Raw genomic sequence first — 16,978 nt, 5'->3', positions numbered from 1 at the left:
TCAGCCGTGGTCAGCCGAGGCATAGGCGACGCCGGCGTCCGTGAAGCGCAGCGTGAGTGGATCCGGCCGCACGCCGGTCATGGCTTCGACCTTCTGCCAGATCTCACCAAGGTCGTTGACGATCTCGGTCTTGCCCGTGCGGCTGGACAACACATAAGCCGAGCCCTGCCAGTCGGACACGGAACAGGCATAGGCCGCCAACAGCCGGTTCAGGAAGGCCGCACGGGCCAGGCGCTCCCGACGGGCCGCGCCAGCGGGGGCCTCTGCCATGGACCGGCCTTCGGTCCAGTGCATTTGTCCAGCCAAAACACCGCACAGCCCACACATGAAAGCCTCCGGGTCAGGATATGCGCGGCGGGCGTCCGATTGCTTGCTCCAGCCTCAGGGGTGCCGCATCGGCCCATCATATCCCGGTGCCGCTTGGCGTCCCGGCGAGTGAAGCGGCGGTTCACGAATCGTACGCATTCCGTCGGGGCTGCGGGAACCGATAGCCTGAAAAACGACAGTCTGAAAAACGACAGTCTGAATCAAGCCGCGGCGGATAAGCCCTACCCCGCAACGGCCTGGGCCAGCCTCTGGATGGACAACGGCGCGCAGCCCTCGGCATCGTTGCTGACCGTCACGTAGGCCGGTTGGCCCGCACCCGTGATCCCGCGTATCGTGCGCGCGAGCACCGTGCGCGTCGAGAGATCCTCGCTGAGTATGGCATTGAACGGATCGTGCTTTTTCTGCGCGTCGGCATAACCATATGCGCCGAAGATGCGGTTCAGATTCCACCGGCAGACCAGCGGTCCCGGCCATAACGCGCGCAGCAGCGGCAGCTGCTCTTCGATCGGCGGCATCTTGCCGTGCAAGCCCAGGCAGAACGTTGCGCCATGCGCCTTGAGCGTATCCACCAGCGCCTGGCCCAGCAGTTCGGGATCCCGCACTTCCACCGCGACGATCACGGCGCCATGCGCGGACAAGGCCTCCCGGACAGCCGCCAGCATGCGGCCCAGCTTCTCGAACAGCGCCGCGGGACGACTCAGCCACCCCCACGGCAGGGGGCTCAGCTGGAACACCAGGACGCCAAGCTTGGCGCCCAGGCCTTCCAGCGCCGGCCGCACGAATTCGTGGATGGCCAGCGACGGATCGAGAAAAACCGGATTGGCCTGACGCGTCCTGCCTTCTTCGCCACGCACCTGCGCATCGGTAATGCTGGCGGGACATTTGACGACGAAACGGAAGTCGTCATGGACCTGCCCCGCATAAGCGCCATACTGGTTTGCCGTCAACGGCCGCCAGAACGTGCGATCCACGCAAACCGTGCGCAAAAGCGGATGCTGATGGTAGGCGCCAAGCCCATGCTTCGACAGCGTGCTCGAATCGTATTCGCCATCCCAGACCAGCCCTTCCCAGCCCGGATACGACCAAGTGGATACGCCAAAACGCAACTGCGCCGGAAGCTGGCTCGCGAGCGCGCTCCACGCTTGGCCCGCGGGAGCCGGAAGCACCATGGCCATGCCGCGGAGGGCGGAAACCTCCGGAATTTCACGAGAGGCCGTACGGTTCGAGGAATCGGCCGGCGGCTGGAGAGGCGCATCTCTGAAAAGATCGTCTTGCATGCAGGGGGCGCTGCCGTGATGCCGGGATGGACTTGATTTGCACTTACCAAGCCGAAAGAGGATCTACTTGGAGCGGGTGATGGGAATCGAACCCACGCTTGAGGCTTGGGAAGCCGCCGTTCTACCATTGAACTACACCCGCCCGGGTGCCGTGCCGGCATAGCTTGCCGCCAGCAGGAAGCGCGATTATACATTGGCCGATGTACTCGGATCAGAACGCTTCCTGGCCCACGGAATCGGTAGCGTGCGTGCGTATCGTGGCTCGGCGCCGGCCAGGATCCGGTTACGCAGCACGCGTTGACCCTGGGGGCGATAGCTGACAATCTTTGCGGTTCGACTCAAAGCAAACCGATAATTCCGCAATATGCTCACACGCTTCGTACTGGCTTCCTCCCTCTTGATATTGCTGTCCGCCTGCGGCCCGGCCGCGCCCAAACGCGCCAGTTCCTGCCACTGGTGGAACAGCTGCTCGTACGAAGGCCCCTACGAGGCCGGGGAGGCCGATTACGCCAGGGATGAGGCGGCCCGCCTGAATCAAGAGCAGGCCGCCAAGCTCAAGCGACAGCCCTAGCCTTCTCCAGGAGCCTCGCCGCACTTGAATGGCGCTATGAATACCGCTCCCGCCAGCGCGAAGCCCTGGAACGCCCGCTGGCCCAATGGTCCATTCCGTACGCCCCCGTACCCTGGACCCCGCCGCGGTTCGGTTCCCGGCCCTACTACAATGGCGCGCTATGAATACCGATACGATCCCCGAAGACGGCGAGCCTCCCGCTCCGTCTCCTGTTTCACCGTCCGCCCGGTCGCCGGCGACCGAGGCTGCGCCGGCGTCCGGCCAGCATGCGCCGGATGGTCCCGGCGCCACCCATATCCGCAGTTTCGTCCATCGCCGCGGCCACATCACGCAAGGCCAGCGCGACGCCCTGGAGCGCCTGCTGGCGCAGTGGTCCATCCCCTACGCCGCACGCATCCTGGATCCCGCCAGCGTTTTCGGCCGGACCGCGCCCACCATCCTGGAAATCGGCTTCGGCATGGGTGAGACCACCGAACGCATCGCCCTGGATCGGCCGGGTGACAACTTCCTGGGCGTGGAGGTCTTCAACGCCGGTGTCGGCTCCATGCTAAAGCGCATCGAGGCCTCCGGCCTGCGTAACGTGCGCATCATCCAGCACGACGCGGTGGAAGTGCTGCGCGACATGATCGCGCCCAACTCGCTGGACGGCGTGCACATCTATTTTCCCGACCCATGGCCCAAGAAGCGCCACCACAAACGGCGCCTGATCCAGCCGCCCTTCGTCGCCTTGCTGGCCAGCCGGGTCAAGCCGGGCGGCTACGTGCATTGCGCCACGGACTGGGAACACTACGCGCAGCAGATGCTCGAAGTGTTGAGCGCCGAGCCGCAGTTGCGCAATACCGCGGACTGCTACGCGCCCCGTCCTGAATTCCGTCCGCAGACCAAGTTCGAAACCCGCGGCCTGCGCCTGGGCCACGGGGTATGGGACCTCATGTTCAAGCGAGCCGCCTGAATGCTATTTCGCGCCATCGAACCCTATCGTCACGGCATGCTGGATACCGGCGACGGCCACCAGGTGTACTGGGAGCTGTGCGGGAATCCGGACGGCAAGCCGGCTGTCTTCCTGCACGGCGGCCCCGGCAGCGGTTGTTCGCCCGTGCATCGGCAATTGTTCGATCCAGCCCGGTACAACGTGCTGTTGTTCGACCAGCGCGGCTGCGGGCGGTCGCGTCCGCATGCGAGCCTGGAGAACAATACCACCTGGCACCTGGTCGCCGACATGGAGCGCCTGCGCACCGAGATCATGGGCGCGGACCGCTGGCTGGTATTCGGCGGGTCGTGGGGATCGACACTGGCGCTGGCCTATGCCCAGACCCATACCGAGCGTACGGCCGCGCTGATCCTCCGCGGGATTTTCACGGTGCGGCGGTCGGAGGTGCAGTGGTATTACCAGCACGGCGCGTCCGAACTGTTCCCCGATCTGTGGGAAGAGTACCTGGCGCCCATCCCGCCGGAAGAGCGGCACGACATGGTGCAGGCCTACCGCCGCCGCCTGACCGGCAACGACCCGGAAGCGCAACTGGCCGCCGCCAAGGCCTGGAGCCGCTGGGAAGACAGCACCATCACCATGCTGCCCAGCGCGCGCCATCAGCAAAGCCACGCCGGCGACCAGGCGGCGCTGGCCTTCGCCCGCATCGAAAACCATTACTTCGTCAACGACGGCTTCATGGCCGAAGGCCAATTGATCCGTGACGCGCACAAGCTGCGCGACGTCCCCGGCGTGATCGTCCAGGGGCGTTACGATGCCTGCACGCCCGTGCGCACCGCCTGGGACCTGCACCGCGCCTGGCCGCAAGCCCGGCTGCACATTGTTCCGGATGCCGGCCACGCGTTCGACGAGCCAGGCATTCTTGCCCATCTTATCGACGCCACGAACCGCTACGCGGCGACGGGCCGTCCCTGAACAGGCGGCCCTCCCGCGACACGCGACAGACCACCATGATGAATATCCAACTGAATGGCGAGCCCCGGCAGGTCGCCCCCGATACGACGGTGCTGGGCCTCCTGGAACTGCTGGGCTACGTGGGCAAACGCGTGGCCGTCGAAAAAAATGGCGAAATTGTTCCTAAAAGTCAGCACGCTGAGACACGTCTGCAACAAAACGACAAGCTGGAGATCGTTGTCGCAGTGGGCGGCGGCTGACGCGGACCACTGTTACGGCACCGCGCAATCGCGCACATCGGATACGCAACCAGTTACAACTGATTGACGGCGCAAGGCCTAAGCCGTACGCATAATGGACTCGCCATTGAACTTCCGCAGCGGGTTCGATGGGAATCACCGGCGCGGACTTTTCCCCTCCCGCTCCGGCACATCGGCCAGTCAAGACTGGCCGTTTTTTTTTGGTCGATCAGCGCATGCCGCCGAAACGGCCCAGGCCCTTGATCCCGCCCATGGCGCGCATCATCTTGGCCATGCCGCCCTTCTTCATCTGCTTCATCATGCCCTGCATCTGCTCGAACTGGGCCAGCAGGCGGTTGACCTCCTGCACGGGCACACCGGCGCCCGCGGCGATACGCCGCTTGCGCGCGGCCTTGATGAGTTCAGGCTTGGCGCGTTCGGCCGGCGTCATGGAATTCAGGATGCCTTCCGTGCGGCGCAGCTGCTTGTCGGCCTGGCCGCTCTGCAGCTGGCCGGCGGCCTGCTGGAACTGGGCGGGCAGCTTTTCCAGCAGCGAGCCCATGTCGCCCATTTTCTTGACCTGGCCTAGTTGCTCGCGGAAATCGTTCAAGTCGAAGCGATTGCCGGACTTGAGCTTGGTCGCCAGCTTCTGCGCTTCCGCGATGTCGATATTGCGCTGCGCCTGCTCCACCAGCGACACGATGTCGCCCATGCCCAGTACGCGCTGGGCCATGCGGTCAGGATAGAAGGCTTCCAGGCCATCCAGCTTTTCCGATACGCCGACGAACTTCAGCGGCTTGCCGGTGACATGCCGCACCGACAAGGCCGCGCCGCCGCGTGCGTCGCCGTCCAGCTTGGTCAGGACCACGCCCGTCAGCGGCAGCGCGTCGGCAAAGGCGCGCGCGGTATTGACCGCGTCCTGGCCCTGCATGGCGTCGACCACGAACAGGGTTTCGACGGGATTGACCAGGTCATACAAGGCGCGGATCTCGCGCATCATGGCCTCGTCGATGCCCAGGCGGCCGGCGGTGTCGACGATCAGCACATCGTAGTGATAGCGGCGCGCGTGATCGACGGCGTTGCGGGCAATGTCTTCCGGCTTCTGGCTGGGGTCGGAGGGCAGGAAATCGACGCCCACCTGGCCGGCCACGGTTTTCAGCTGCTCGATGGCGGCGGGACGGTAGACGTCGGCGCTGACCACCAGCACTTTCTTCTTGCCCGTCTTGCGGCCGTTCTGGACGTGGTTGCCTTCGGACAGCCAGCGCGCCAGCTTGCCGGTGGTCGTGGTTTTACCCGCGCCCTGCAGGCCGGCCATCAGGATGACCGCGGGCGGCTGCACCGCCAGCGAGAGTTCGCCGGCTTCCGCGCCCAGGTCGCCCCCCATCAGGGCGGTCAGTTCCTTGTGGACGATGCCGACCAGCGCCTGCCCGGGGCTGAGGCTGGAAGCGACTTCTTCGCCGAGGGCCTTTTCCTTGACGCGGGCGACGAATTCGCGCACCACGGGCAAGGCGACGTCGGCTTCCAGCAGGGCCATGCGCACTTCGCGCAGCATCTCCTGGGTATTGGCTTCGGTCAGGCGAGCTTCGCCGCGCAGCGTCTTGACGACGCGCGACAGGCGTTGAGTAAGGTTGTCGAGCATGAGATGCGTTTCCGCTTAAACTATTCGGCTGGCAGGGGCCCGGCACGGCGCGTATCGCGCCGACGCACGTGGTACCGGCAAAACCCGCCGGATTACCCGCGCGCGGGCCCCATCGAGAACAACAACGGTTCCTATGTCATTTGGCATTGTATTTCACGCGGTCGCCGCGCTGGCGTACGCGGTGCTCGGCGCGTCACTTTGGCGCCGCCTGGGCGGGGCGGATGGCATCCAGCACGCGGGTCGCGTCGCCAGGACCTGCCTGGTGGGCGCCCTCGTCCTGCAGGGCGTGGCGCTCTACCAATCCCTGTTGGGCGGCCCCTATCTGTTCATCGGCTGGGCCCTGGCCCTGTCCGCGGCCATCTGGCTGGGCATGTTGATTTTCTGGCTGGAAAGCCTGGTCATCCGCATCGACGGCCTGCTGCTGCTGCTGTTGCCGGCGGCGGCCTTCGTCTGCGCCCTGGCGGCCGCTTTCCCGCAAGGGCAGGTGGTGCCCCACGCCAACAATTCCTGGCTGCGCGTGCATCTGGTGATCGCCCTGATGGCCTATGGCCTGATGACGGTGGCCGCCGTGCAAGCCATGTTGATGGCCCTGCTGGACCGCCACCTGCATCGCCCGCTGGAACAGGCCGAAGGCGCCAGCCTGATGGGCAAGGTGCTGGACGTGCAACCCCCGCTGCTGATGCAGGAGCGGCTGCTGTTCCGCATTATCTCCATCGGCTTCGCCGTGCTGACGCTGACCGTCATCACGGGATCGGTGGCCTCGTATATGCTGACGCAGCGCCTGCTTCCGTTCGACCACAAGACGGTCTTTACGCTGCTGTCGTGGTTGACCTTCGGCGTGCTGCTGCTGGGGCGTTACCGCAAGGGCTGGCGCGGCCGCGTGGCATTGCGCTGGACGTTGTCGGGTTTTGCCTTGCTGCTGCTGGCGTACACCGGCAGCCGGTTCGTGCTGGAAGTTCTATTGCATCGGGGTTGAAGTGGGCAAGGTACTTTTCTGGATCATCGTCGTGCTGGTGGCACTGACCATCGCGCGCATCGCCGCCCGCGCCAACGCCCGCAACGCGGCGCGCGATGCCGCCGGCGGGGCTCAGCGCACAAAGGGCCGGTCGGGCGCCACGCGGCGGGCCGTGCCGGCCGAACAGATGGTGCGCTGCGCGCACTGCGGCATCCACCTGCCCCGGTCGGACGCCGCCCTGGTCAATGGACGTACGTGGTGCCAGGAGCACGCCAGGCTGGAGGCGAAATACTAAGGCAGCCGGGGCCACGGCGAGCCGGACCACGGCACGCCGAACCAGGGCAACGCGGGCAAAGGATAACGGTACGGCATGGCGCTGCAACTCGATCGGCATGGATGGCTGAAACCCGCGCGCGGCGTGACGCATGCGCCTTCGCCCAATCACGACGCGCGGCCGGCCGGGACGGCGGTATCGCTGCTGGTGATCCACAACATCAGCCTGCCGCCGGGCGAATTCGGCGGGCCGCACGTACACGGGCTGTTCCTGAACACGCTGGACTACGGCGCCCATCCCTGGCTGGAGCGGCTGCGCGGCCTGCGGGTGTCGGCGCATTTCTTCGTCAGGCGCGACGGTGACGTCGTGCAGTTCGTCAGCACGGACGCGCGCGCGTGGCATGCCGGCGTGTCGCGGTTCGATGGCCGCGAGCGCTGCAATGATTTTTCCATCGGCATCGAACTGGAAGGCACGGACGTACTGCCTTATACCGATGCGCAGTACGCGGCCCTGGCGCGCCTGGCGCCCGCGCTCGAGGTACGGCATCCGCTGCGGGCGGTGCGCGGCCATTCGGATATCGCGCCCGTGCGCAAGACGGATCCGGGTCCGGCTTTCGACTGGACGCGCTTCGGGCACCTGTGCGGCTTTCCCAGGCGGGTGCTGCCCCAGCGTTGAACCTTGATCGCCTGGCTGTAAGTCTTGAGCTTTGGGCCTTGGCCTTGGGCCGTCATAGCCGCCAGCAGCGCGCGGCCCACGGCGCAGGGCCCGCGTCCGTCAGGCGGCCTGCGCCGTCTCCGGCGGCCGCCATCCCAATTCACCGGAGATACCCCGCGCCGCCGATTGCACGGCCGGCACCATCTCGCGCATGCGCTCCATCGGCATGTAGGGAATGGTGCTGGACACGCTGATGGCCGCGACGATCTTGCGGGCCGCATCGCGCACCGGCGCGGCCACGCAGCGGATCGAAGGCTCGTTGTCCTCCAGATCGAAGGCATAGCCGGACAAGGCGTATTCGCGCATGCGCGACAGGAAACGGTCTTCCGGCTGCACGTTGCCCGCCGCCTGGGGCGACACCGGCGCACCGGCGCGCAGCATGGCCACCCACTCCGTTTCATCGCTGTCCAGCAGCAAGGCCTTGCCGACGCCCGTCACGGCCAGCGGCATGCGGTGGCCGACCCGCGATCGCATCTCCAGCCCTTTCTTGCCCGGGATCTTGTCCAGGTAGAGCGCGTCGGCGCCTTCGCGCACGGCCAGATGGATGGTGTCGCCGCTGAGACGCGCCAGCTCGTCCAGATAGGGCCGGGCCAGCGTGGCCAATGGAATTTCCTCGCGCGCCTGGAAGCCGAGTTCGATCAGCCGCGGCCCCAACATATAACCGTAGCCGGGCAGCACGCGTAGATAGCGCTCCTGCACCAGGCAGCTCGCGAGCCTGTGGGTGGTGCTGCGCGCGACGCCGATACGGGCGCAGATGTCGCGCAGCTCGCGCGCGCCCGCGGCGACCGCCTGGACCACGGCAAGCCCGCGCATCAAGGTCTGCGTTCCCAGCGTCTGCGACGCCGGATCCGCCCGTTTCGTTGAATCCATCCCTGCTGTTTCCGATTTGCCTCGCTCGCGGCGGGGCCGGGGTCTCGATTGCGGGGATCAGATCCGTCCTACCCCGTTACGACGTTGAATTCGCATTGTATCCCTATATATGGGACGAAATTCTATATTTTGAGCAAATCGGCGGCGAGTACTAGAATCCGGCCAGGAGGCAAGTAAGGACCAACACACAAAAAAGGAAGAATTCATGAATCCGGACGCGACATACTCCGCGGTGCTCATCGCACTGGACTGGGGCACCTCTTCGTTGCGGGCCTACCGCATGGGCGCCGAAGGCCGGGTGCTGGACACGCGGCATCTGCCCTGGGGAATCATGCGGCTGCCGGCGCCTCGGACGGACGGCCCGATGCCGGCACCGGCCGCGGCGGGTTTCGAGCTGGCGTTCGAGCAGGCCTGCGGCGACTGGCTGCGTGCGCAGCCGGGCCTGCCGGTGATCGCCTGCGGGATGGTGGGCAGCGCCCAAGGCTGGGCGCAGGCGCCTTACCTGGACATCCCCGCCGACCCGCGCGACATCGGCGCGCGGCTGGCGAAGGTCGACACGCATCGCGGCGCCACGCTGCACATCATTCCCGGCCTGCTCCAAAGGCAGGGCCTGGCCAACGTAATACGCGGCGAGGAAACGCAGGTCGTCGGCCTCATCGACAGCGAGGCCGGCGCCGGTGGCGCCGCCCTGGACGACGATCTACTGGTCGGCCTGCCCGGCACCCATTGCAAATGGGTGCGGGTGCGCGGCGGGCGCATCGTCGAGTTCGACACCTTCATGACCGGCGAGGTCTACGCCGCGCTGCGCGGCCACACGATCCTGGGCCGGACGATGGAAGATCCCGCCGCGCCGGACGATGCCGCCTTCCAGCGCGGCCTGGACGTCGCGGGTTCGGCGCTGGGCCAGGGCGGCGTGCTGTCGACGATTTTCAGCACCCGCGCACTGGGCCTGACGGGACAGTTGTCTCCCCAGGCCCAGCCGGATTACCTGTCCGGCCTGCTGATCGGACACGAAGCCGCCGCGCTGCGCACCTTATTGGATGCCCGCGGCATGCCGTCGCGCATCGTCCTGTGCGGCGACGAGGACCTGTGTCGCCGCTACGCGAGCGCCTTGCCGCATTTCGGCCTGGCCGCCCCCACCCTGGCCGGACTAGCCGCTGAACGCGGATTGTGGCGGCTTGCCGTATCGGCCGGCCTGATCCGCCAGAACTGAACCGCAACGAGGAATCGCCATGCCTCCCGTCCTGAACACCACGCAATCGCCCTTGCAGACTGCCATGACGCAGTGCGGCCTGATCGCCATCCTGCGCGGGATCAAGCCCACCGAAGCCGAATCCGTCGGCACCGTCCTTTACGAAGCGGGCTTTCGCATCATCGAGGTGCCGCTCAATTCGCCCGAGCCGCTGGAAAGCATCCGTCAGTTACGCCAGGCGCTGCCGCTGGATTGCATGATCGGCGCGGGCACGGTGCTGGATCCCGCCATCTGCCCGGAAATCGTTCGCGCCGGCGGCGAAATCGTCGTCATGCCGCACAGTGACGCGCAGGTCATCCGCGCGGCCAAGTCGGCCCTGATGGCCTGCTGCCCCGGCGTCGCCACGCCCACCGAGGCCTTCGCCGCGCTGGCGGCCGGCGCCGACCTGCTGAAGATGTTCCCAGCCGAGCAACTGGGCCCGGCCGTCGTCAAGGCCTGGCGCGCGGTGATCCCGGCCACGGTGCCGCTGGTGCCCGTGGGCGGCATCACGCCCGCCAGCATCGCCGAGTTCGCCCGCGCCGGCGCCTCCGGCTTCGGCCTGGGTTCCGCCTTGTACAAGCCCGGCATGTCCGCCGGCCAGGTCGCCGGTAATGCGCGCGACTTCATCGCAGCCTGGCGCCAGGCCTATCCCTCCAACGGACAGCAAGCATGAAAATCACCAAGCTCACCACCTACATCGTTCCGCCGCGCTGGTGCTTCCTGAAGATCGAGACCGACGAGGGCGTCGTCGGCTGGGGCGAGCCGGTCGTGGAAGGCCGCGCCCACAGCGTCGCCGCCGCCGTCGAGGAATTGTCGGACTATCTGGTCGGCAAGGACCCGCGCAACATCGAGGACCACTGGACGGTGCTGTACCGCGGCGGCTTCTATCGCGGCGGCGCCATCCACATGAGCGCGCTGGCCGGCATCGACCAGGCGTTGTGGGACATCAAGGGCCGCGCGCTGGGCGTGCCCATCTCCCAACTGCTGGGCGGCAACGTGCGCGATCGCATCCGCGTGTATTCGTGGATAGGCGGCGACCGGCCCGCGGATACCGCGGCCGCCGCCAAGGCCGCGGTGGAGCGCGGCTTCACCGCGGTCAAGATGAACGGCACGGAAGAACTGCAGTACATCGATACGCACGACAAGGTGCGCAAGTGCCTGGAGAACGTCGCCGCCGTGCGCGATGCCGTCGGGCCGGACGTCGGCATCGGCGTGGACTTCCACGGGCGGGTCCACAAGCCGATGGCCAAGGTCCTGATCAAGGAGCTGGAGCCCTACAAGCTGATGTTCATCGAAGAGCCCGTGCTCAGCGAGCACTACGAGGCCTTGAAGGAACTGGCGCCGCTGTCGTCCACGCCGATCGCCCTGGGCGAGCGGCTGTTCTCCCGCTGGGACTTCAAGCGCATCCTGTCGGAAGGCTACGTGGACATCATCCAGCCCGATCCGTCGCATGCCGGCGGCATCACCGAAACGCGCAAGATCGCGGCGATGGCCGAGGCCTATGACGTCGCCCTCGCCCTGCACTGCCCGCTGGGGCCGATCGCGCTGGCCACCTGCCTGCAGATCGATGCCGGCTGCTACAACGCCTTCATCCAGGAACAGAGCCTGGGCATCCACTACAACGCCGCCAACGACCTGCTGGACTACGTCAGCAATCGCGAAGTCTTCGACTATCGCGACGGCATGGTGGCGATTCCCCAGGGCCCGGGGCTGGGCATCGAAGTCAATGAGGAATACGTCAAGGAACGCGCCGCGGTGGGACACCGCTGGCGCAACCCGGTGTGGCGCCACAAGGATGGCAGCTTCGCCGAATGGTAAATAGATAAAAGGAGACAACCGTGCCCACCGCACACACCGGCGCCCTGCCGGCGGCGCAGCCTACCCGCTCGCGCTACCTGATCATGGTCATGCTGTTCATCACCGTGGTCATCAACTACCTGGATCGCAGCAATCTTTCCATCGCGGCGCCGGCGCTGCGCGACGAATTCGGCCTGGACACCGTACGCGAAGGCCTGATCCTGTCGGCCTTCGGCTGGACTTACGCGGCCATGCAGATTCCCGGCGGCTGGCTGGTGGATCGCGTCGCGCCCCGAGTGCTGTACGCCGTCGCCTTGATCCTGTGGTCGGCGGCGACTTTCTTCATGGGCTTCGCGGGCAGCTTCGTCGCGCTGTTCGTGCTGCGGCTGGCCGTCGGCGCGCTGGAAGCGCCGGCCTATCCGATCAACAACCGCGTCGTCACGACCTGGTTCCCCGAACGCGAACGCGCCACGGCCATCGGTTTCTATACGTCCGGCCAATTCGTCGGCCTGGCGTTCCTGACGCCGGTGCTGGCGTGGCTGCAGCATCACTACGGCTGGCATATGGTGTTCGTCAGCACCGGCCTGATCGGCATCGTGTGGGGCGTGCTGTGGTTCCTGGTCTACCGCGAACCGCGCCAGTTTCGCGGCGCCAACGAAGCGGAGATCGAGCTGATCCGCCAGGGCGGCGGCGTGGTGGACCTGGAACGCCGCGTCAGCGAAAAGAAGGCGCCCTTCGCCTGGGCCGACCTGGGGCTGGTCATGTCGCGCCGCAAGCTGTGGGGCGTCTACCTGGGGCAGTTCTGCCTGACCTCGACGCTGTGGTTCTTCCTGACGTGGTTTCCCACCTACCTGGTGAAGTACCGCGGCATGGATTTCATCAAGTCGGGCTTCCTGGCCTCGGTGCCCTTCCTGGCGGCGTTCATCGGCGTGCTGTGTTCCGGCGTGCTGTCCGATTGGCTGATCCGGCGCGGCGCCACGGTCGGCATGGCGCGCAAGCTACCCATCATTTTGGGGCTGCTGATCTCCACGTCGATGATAGGCGCGAACTACACCGACTCCACGTCCTGGGTGATTTTCTTCCTGGCGCTGGCGTTCTTCGGCAACGGCCTGGCGTCGATCACCTGGTCGCTGGTCTCCGCGCTGGCGCCTGTACGGCTGCTGGGCCTGACCGGCGGCGTGTTCAACTTCGTCGGCAACCTGTCGTCGATCTGCACGCCCATCGTGATCGGGTATCTGGTCACGCAGGACAACTTCGCGCCGGCCATCGTCTACGTGGCTACGCTGGCGCTGCTGGGGGCGCTGTCGTACATCCTGTTGGTGGGGAAGGTGGAGCGGATAGAGATGTAGGTCGCGTTCGGCAGGGGCGACGCCCGGCGCCGTCGGGCGTCGCTAAGCATGCGCTGTTAACGCAGGTTCGGCTCTGCCCAGCCAGCGCTGGGACAGCTTGCGTGTATTTCGGGATATCCAGCGGGCGAGGCGCTCGAGCAACGTAGTTTCCGTCCCCGCCAGCGCCTGGCCTCCCAATTCTGTGGAAACTTGCTCCAGCGCCACCAGCAAGCGCGCGGCCACGTCAGCCGCCGTGTTCATCAAATAGCGCTCCGCAACGCTCAGCTCCTTTGCCATGACCACGAGGTGTTGTGCCTCTATACGGCCGGGCGTCATCTCCCCGCCTATGGAAAACGCAAATTTCCGGGACAGCCCCGGGTACATCGCGGTGCACATCAAATCGTAAAACGGTGCGAGTCTCGTCGCGCCACTGCCATCGACGAGAATGGACAGATTCTTCGCATGGCTATCGTTGTTGCCGACATACAGGTTGAAGAAGATCCACTGCAGGAAGCGGCGCAGGTCCGCTGCCTGGCTGACGGAATACCGGAGAAACTGCCGACACGCGGCCAGCGACGGCCCACCGTCGCTCTCATACTTGATCGTTGAAGGCTTTCCGGCAAGTTGGCAGAAATCCAGTTGATGCAGCCGCATCAACGCACCATGCCCGTCATCAATCCGGTCATACCGCCTGATCAGACAGGCGCGGGTGTCAGGCTGGAATGCAACATCCGCCGCGCCCAGGCCTGCTACCGCAGCCAGCCGCATGACAAAGGTCTCGTTCAAGGCCGAAGCCCACACTCCGTCCAACCCTCCGATGTCAGGCTTCAAAATATGGCTGGATGGTGCAGTACCCCGAGGGATGGCGGGCGTGCCATCTTCGCGCAACATGAGCAACAGCTTGTCCTGCGCCCCGGCCAGGGAAATACGCGCGCCTTCGGTTTCGCCGACGAAGGCGGGCACGGGCCTGCTCCGCAATTGATCTTTCAGGCGCGCCCATGAAGTGGCAGCGTAACTCGGCGGCAGCGGCTTTTCGCCTTCGGGCATCAACGTCAGCCCACCCGCGGTATCTCCCCCAATGCTGCGCAAAAGACCAAACACCGTGGTCGCGTGACGGCTCATGCTGATGAACCGCCTGATATTGCCCTCCGGGAGCAGGTTCTCGAAATAAGCGTGGACGTGCTCCCCTTGATGATCTTTCACGCCAAGAGGCAGCTGTGCACTCAAAGGCTTGGCGGACGGTGTCGATATCCAGGAATCGTCATAACGAAATCGCAGAGGCTGCTGATCGAACAGCTTGCCGATCAAAAAGTCGTTCTGATAGACGTCCAGCGTATCGCTCGCTCCCACTAGAATCCCCCTCGTTTGGGCCGCACCACGATCTCCAGGCCGATGAGGTCGAGTAAATCGAGCACTTTCTGCAACTGAAGCGTCGGCTTACCGCGCTCCACATCGACAATGAAACGGTTTCCTGTATTGCCCAAACCCGCCAAGTCTATTTGCATCAGCTGCTGCGCTTTTCTCGCGCGCCGCACGACCTCCCCCAGCTCCTCAGAGGTTCGAACGATCGTTTCGTCAGGAATGGCTGCCATGGCTCGCTCGCCAAAATTACCGATCGGTAATTTTAATAGTCAATTCGGCGATTGTCCATCTGAAAATTACCGATCGGTAACTTTCCGCCGGTCAGACGTCGATTTGTGCGTCACAATTACCGCTCGGTAATTATTTGCCAGTTATCGCACAAACCAAAGCGCCGAATTACCGTACGGTAATTCGGCGCTGAGTCAGGAAAGCGGCACGTTTTACTGCTTCAGCAACAACGCGTTCATCCGCCTCACAAAAGCCGCCGGGTCGGCAAGCTGCGCACCTTCGGCCAGCATGGCCTGGTCGAGCAGCAGGTTCGCCCAATCGTCGAAATCGGCGTCCGCGGCGTCGCGCAGGCGTGCCACCAAGCCGTGCTCCGGATTGATTTCCAGTGCAGGCTTGACGGTGGGCGCTTCCTGGCCGGCTGCCTTCAACATGCGCAGCAGGTTCGGACTGAGGTCGTTCTGGCCCACCACGATGCACGCCGGCGAATCGACCAGGCGCAGCGTGACACGCACGTCGGCGACCTTGTCGCCCAAGGCGGTCTTCAGGCGTTCGACCAGCGGCTTCAGCGATTCCTGCACTTCCGCCTGCTTCTTCTTTTCCTCTTCGTCCGCCAGCGCGTCCAGGTCCAGGCCGCCCTTGGCCACCGACACCAGCGATTTGCCGTCGAACTCGCGCAGGTACGACAGCATCCATTCGTCGACGCGGTCGGACAACAGCAGGACTTCGATGCCCTTCTTGCGGAAGATTTCCAGGTGCGGGCTGTTCTTGGCCGCCGCGTAACTGTCCGCCGTGACGTAATAGATCTTGTCCTGGCCTTCCTTCATGCGCGACACGTAGTCGGCAAAGGACACGTTCTGCGCGGCGTCTTCGTTATGCGTGGAGGCGAAGCGCAGCAGCTTGGCGATGCGTTCCTGGTTGGAGATATCCTCCCCGGTGCCTTCCTTCAGCACGGTGCCGAACTCGGTCCAGAACAGGGCGTAGTCTTCCTTGCGGTTCTCGGCCAGGTCTTCCAGCAGCGACAGCACGCGCTTGGCGGAGCCTTCGCGGATGGCGCGCACGTCGCGGCTTTCCTGCAGGATTTCGCGCGACACGTTCAGCGGCAGGTCCGCCGAGTCGATCACGCCGCGCACGAAGCGCAGGTACATCGGCAGCAGTTGCTCCGCGTCGTCCATGATGAAGACGCGCTTGACGTATAGCTTGACGCCGCGGCGGGCATCGCGATCCCACATATCCATGGGCGCGTGCTTGGGGACGTACAGCAGCTGCGTATATTCGCTGCGGCCTTCCACGCGGTTGTGGGTCCAGGCCAGCGGGTCGTCGTAGTCGTGTGCGACGTGCTTGTAGAACTCCCGGTACTGCTCTTCCGTGATGTCGTTCTTGGATCGGGTCCACAGGGCGTTGGCCTGGTTGACCGTCTCCCATTCGTCCTTGCGGACCTGCTCGCCCTTGTCCGCGTCCCATTCTTCCTTGGCCATGCTGATGGGCAGGGAGATATGGTCGGAATACCGGCGCAGGATCTCGCGCAGCTTCCAGCTGCTCAGCAGTTCGTCTTCGTCGGCGCGCAGGTGCAGCGTCACGTCGGTGCCGCGGCCGGGCTTTTCGGCCTGGGCGATGGTGAACTCACCCTGGCCGTCCGATTCCCAGCGGATGGCCTGGTCGGCCGGCACGCCGGCGCGGCGGCTCACTACGGTGACCTTGTCGGCCACGATGAAGGAAGAATAGAAGCCGACGCCGAACTGGCCGATCAGCTGGGCGTCCTTCTGCTTGTCGCCGGTCAGTTTTGCGAAAAACTCACGCGTGCCGGACCGGGCGATGGTGCCCAGGTTGGCCACCGCTTCATCACGCGACAGGCCGATGCCGTTGTCGGAAATCGTAATGGTGCGGGCGGCCTTGTCGTAGTCCACCCGGATGCCCAGCTCCGGGTCGCCTTCCATCAGCGCGGGGTTGTCGATCGCCTCGAAGCGCAGCTTGTCGCAGGCATCGGACGCGTTCGAAACCAGCTCGCGCAGGAAAATTTCCTTGTTGCTGTACAGGGAGTGGATCATGAGGTGCAGCAGCTGCTTGACCTCAGCCTGGAAGCCCAGGGTTTCCGATGCGGAATGGGATGCGGTTTCGCTCATGTCGAAATCTTCGTGTCTGCGTTGGTGGGATGGCGGCCGTCCTGGACGCCGCCGGGATAGGTCGGCTCAGCGCCAGGCGGCCGACCGGCTGGAGTATGGGGCCGCGGCGGTTTTTTTCAAGTCGGGGGTGTGGAATCGCCACCGGCGGTGCCGCCGCCAAGGGA

Annotated in this window: 17 protein-coding genes and 1 tRNA gene; 10 read left to right on the top strand and 8 right to left on the bottom strand. The window is 65.2% G+C overall.

Annotation, left to right across the window (positions count from 1 at the left end):
- The 3 genes from CAL26_RS01625 to CAL26_RS01615 form a co-directional block, all read right to left on the bottom strand.
- Positions 1-270 carry a hypothetical protein gene (locus CAL26_RS01625; RefSeq protein ID WP_218831492.1) on the bottom strand — a complete coding sequence of 90 codons (270 nt, stop codon included), beginning with the start codon at positions 268-270 and terminating at the stop codon, positions 1-3.
- A gap of 278 nt (positions 271-548) precedes the next feature.
- Positions 549-1,604, bottom strand: coding sequence for a DUF72 domain-containing protein (locus CAL26_RS01620; protein WP_094845196.1), 1,056 nt, complete (start codon positions 1,602-1,604; stop codon positions 549-551).
- Positions 1,605-1,672: 68 nt separating this feature from the next.
- Positions 1,673-1,746 (bottom strand) — tRNA-Gly (locus CAL26_RS01615).
- Between the two features lie 589 nt (positions 1,747-2,335).
- On the opposite strand from CAL26_RS01615, the gene trmB reads away from it, so the two are divergent.
- The 3 genes from trmB to thiS are packed head-to-tail and all read left to right on the top strand — an operon-like array spanning position 2,336 to position 4,317.
- Positions 2,336-3,127, top strand: a complete 792-nt coding sequence (trmB, locus tag CAL26_RS01605; RefSeq protein ID WP_094845194.1) for a tRNA (guanosine(46)-N7)-methyltransferase TrmB — start codon at positions 2,336-2,338, stop codon at positions 3,125-3,127.
- Positions 3,128-4,078, top strand: a complete 951-nt coding sequence (gene pip / locus CAL26_RS01600; protein WP_094845193.1) for a prolyl aminopeptidase — start codon at positions 3,128-3,130, stop codon at positions 4,076-4,078.
- A 38-nt stretch (positions 4,079-4,116) separates the two neighbouring features.
- Positions 4,117-4,317 (top strand): sulfur carrier protein ThiS, encoded by a 201-nt coding sequence (thiS, locus tag CAL26_RS01595; RefSeq protein ID WP_179283271.1) that lies wholly within the window; start codon positions 4,117-4,119, stop codon positions 4,315-4,317.
- A 208-nt stretch (positions 4,318-4,525) separates the two neighbouring features.
- On the opposite strand, the gene ffh is transcribed toward thiS, so the two are convergent.
- Positions 4,526-5,935, bottom strand: coding sequence for a signal recognition particle protein (ffh, locus tag CAL26_RS01590; protein ID WP_094845192.1), 1,410 nt, complete (start codon positions 5,933-5,935; stop codon positions 4,526-4,528).
- A gap of 133 nt (positions 5,936-6,068) precedes the next feature.
- Here ffh and CAL26_RS01585 point away from each other — a divergent pair, with 133 nt between their 5' ends.
- The 3 genes from CAL26_RS01585 (at position 6,069) to ampD (ending at position 7,839) form a co-directional block, all read left to right on the top strand.
- Positions 6,069-6,911 carry a cytochrome C assembly family protein gene (locus CAL26_RS01585; protein ID WP_094845191.1) on the top strand — a complete coding sequence of 281 codons (843 nt, stop codon included), beginning with the start codon at positions 6,069-6,071 and terminating at the stop codon, positions 6,909-6,911.
- A 1-nt stretch (position 6,912) separates the two neighbouring features.
- Positions 6,913-7,185, top strand: a complete 273-nt coding sequence (locus CAL26_RS01580; protein ID WP_094845190.1) for a PP0621 family protein — start codon at positions 6,913-6,915, stop codon at positions 7,183-7,185.
- A gap of 75 nt (positions 7,186-7,260) precedes the next feature.
- Positions 7,261-7,839, top strand: coding sequence for a 1,6-anhydro-N-acetylmuramyl-L-alanine amidase AmpD (gene ampD, locus CAL26_RS01575; RefSeq protein ID WP_094845189.1), 579 nt, complete (start codon positions 7,261-7,263; stop codon positions 7,837-7,839).
- Between the two features lie 99 nt (positions 7,840-7,938).
- On the opposite strand, the gene CAL26_RS01570 is transcribed toward ampD, so the two are convergent.
- Positions 7,939-8,748 carry an IclR family transcriptional regulator gene (locus tag CAL26_RS01570; protein WP_094845188.1) on the bottom strand — a complete coding sequence of 270 codons (810 nt, stop codon included), beginning with the start codon at positions 8,746-8,748 and terminating at the stop codon, positions 7,939-7,941.
- A 205-nt stretch (positions 8,749-8,953) separates the two neighbouring features.
- On the opposite strand from CAL26_RS01570, the gene CAL26_RS01565 reads away from it, so the two are divergent.
- Genes CAL26_RS01565 through CAL26_RS01550 form a run of 4 tightly spaced genes read left to right on the top strand, consistent with a single transcriptional unit; the run spans position 8,954 to position 13,125 of the window.
- On the top strand, positions 8,954-9,961 hold the full coding sequence (locus tag CAL26_RS01565; protein ID WP_094845187.1) for a 2-dehydro-3-deoxygalactonokinase: 1,008 nt from the start codon (positions 8,954-8,956) through the stop codon (positions 9,959-9,961).
- A 19-nt stretch (positions 9,962-9,980) separates the two neighbouring features.
- Positions 9,981-10,652 carry a 2-dehydro-3-deoxy-6-phosphogalactonate aldolase gene (locus tag CAL26_RS01560; RefSeq protein WP_094845186.1) on the top strand — a complete coding sequence of 224 codons (672 nt, stop codon included), beginning with the start codon at positions 9,981-9,983 and terminating at the stop codon, positions 10,650-10,652.
- Positions 10,649-11,797 carry a galactonate dehydratase gene (gene dgoD / locus CAL26_RS01555; RefSeq protein ID WP_094845185.1) on the top strand — a complete coding sequence of 383 codons (1,149 nt, stop codon included), beginning with the start codon at positions 10,649-10,651 and terminating at the stop codon, positions 11,795-11,797. The genes CAL26_RS01560 and dgoD overlap by 4 nt, the downstream gene beginning before the upstream one ends.
- 20 nt (positions 11,798-11,817) lie before the next feature.
- On the top strand, positions 11,818-13,125 hold the full coding sequence (locus tag CAL26_RS01550; protein ID WP_094845184.1) for an MFS transporter: 1,308 nt from the start codon (positions 11,818-11,820) through the stop codon (positions 13,123-13,125).
- A gap of 42 nt (positions 13,126-13,167) precedes the next feature.
- Here CAL26_RS01550 and CAL26_RS01545 read toward each other — a convergent pair whose 3' ends face one another.
- From CAL26_RS01545 to htpG, 3 genes are all read right to left on the bottom strand, one after another.
- Positions 13,168-14,454, bottom strand: a complete 1,287-nt coding sequence (locus tag CAL26_RS01545) for a type II toxin-antitoxin system HipA family toxin (protein ID WP_094845183.1) — start codon at positions 14,452-14,454, stop codon at positions 13,168-13,170.
- The gene (locus CAL26_RS01540; protein WP_094845182.1) at positions 14,454-14,696 is read right to left on the bottom strand and encodes a helix-turn-helix transcriptional regulator; all 243 of its coding nucleotides are present in this window, start codon (positions 14,694-14,696) and stop codon (positions 14,454-14,456) included. The genes CAL26_RS01545 and CAL26_RS01540 overlap by 1 nt, the downstream gene beginning before the upstream one ends.
- A gap of 210 nt (positions 14,697-14,906) precedes the next feature.
- Positions 14,907-16,814 (bottom strand): molecular chaperone HtpG, encoded by a 1,908-nt coding sequence (gene htpG, locus CAL26_RS01535; RefSeq protein ID WP_094845181.1) that lies wholly within the window; start codon positions 16,812-16,814, stop codon positions 14,907-14,909.
- Positions 16,815-16,978 lie beyond the last annotated feature (164 nt).

Origin of the sequence: Bordetella genomosp. 9, assembly GCF_002261425.1 — a bacterium.
In the GTDB taxonomy this organism is placed as follows: domain Bacteria; phylum Pseudomonadota; class Gammaproteobacteria; order Burkholderiales; family Burkholderiaceae_B; genus Bordetella_C.
The sequence above is the reverse complement of the archived record's forward strand: the minus strand, read 5'-3'. Positions and strand labels throughout refer to the sequence as shown.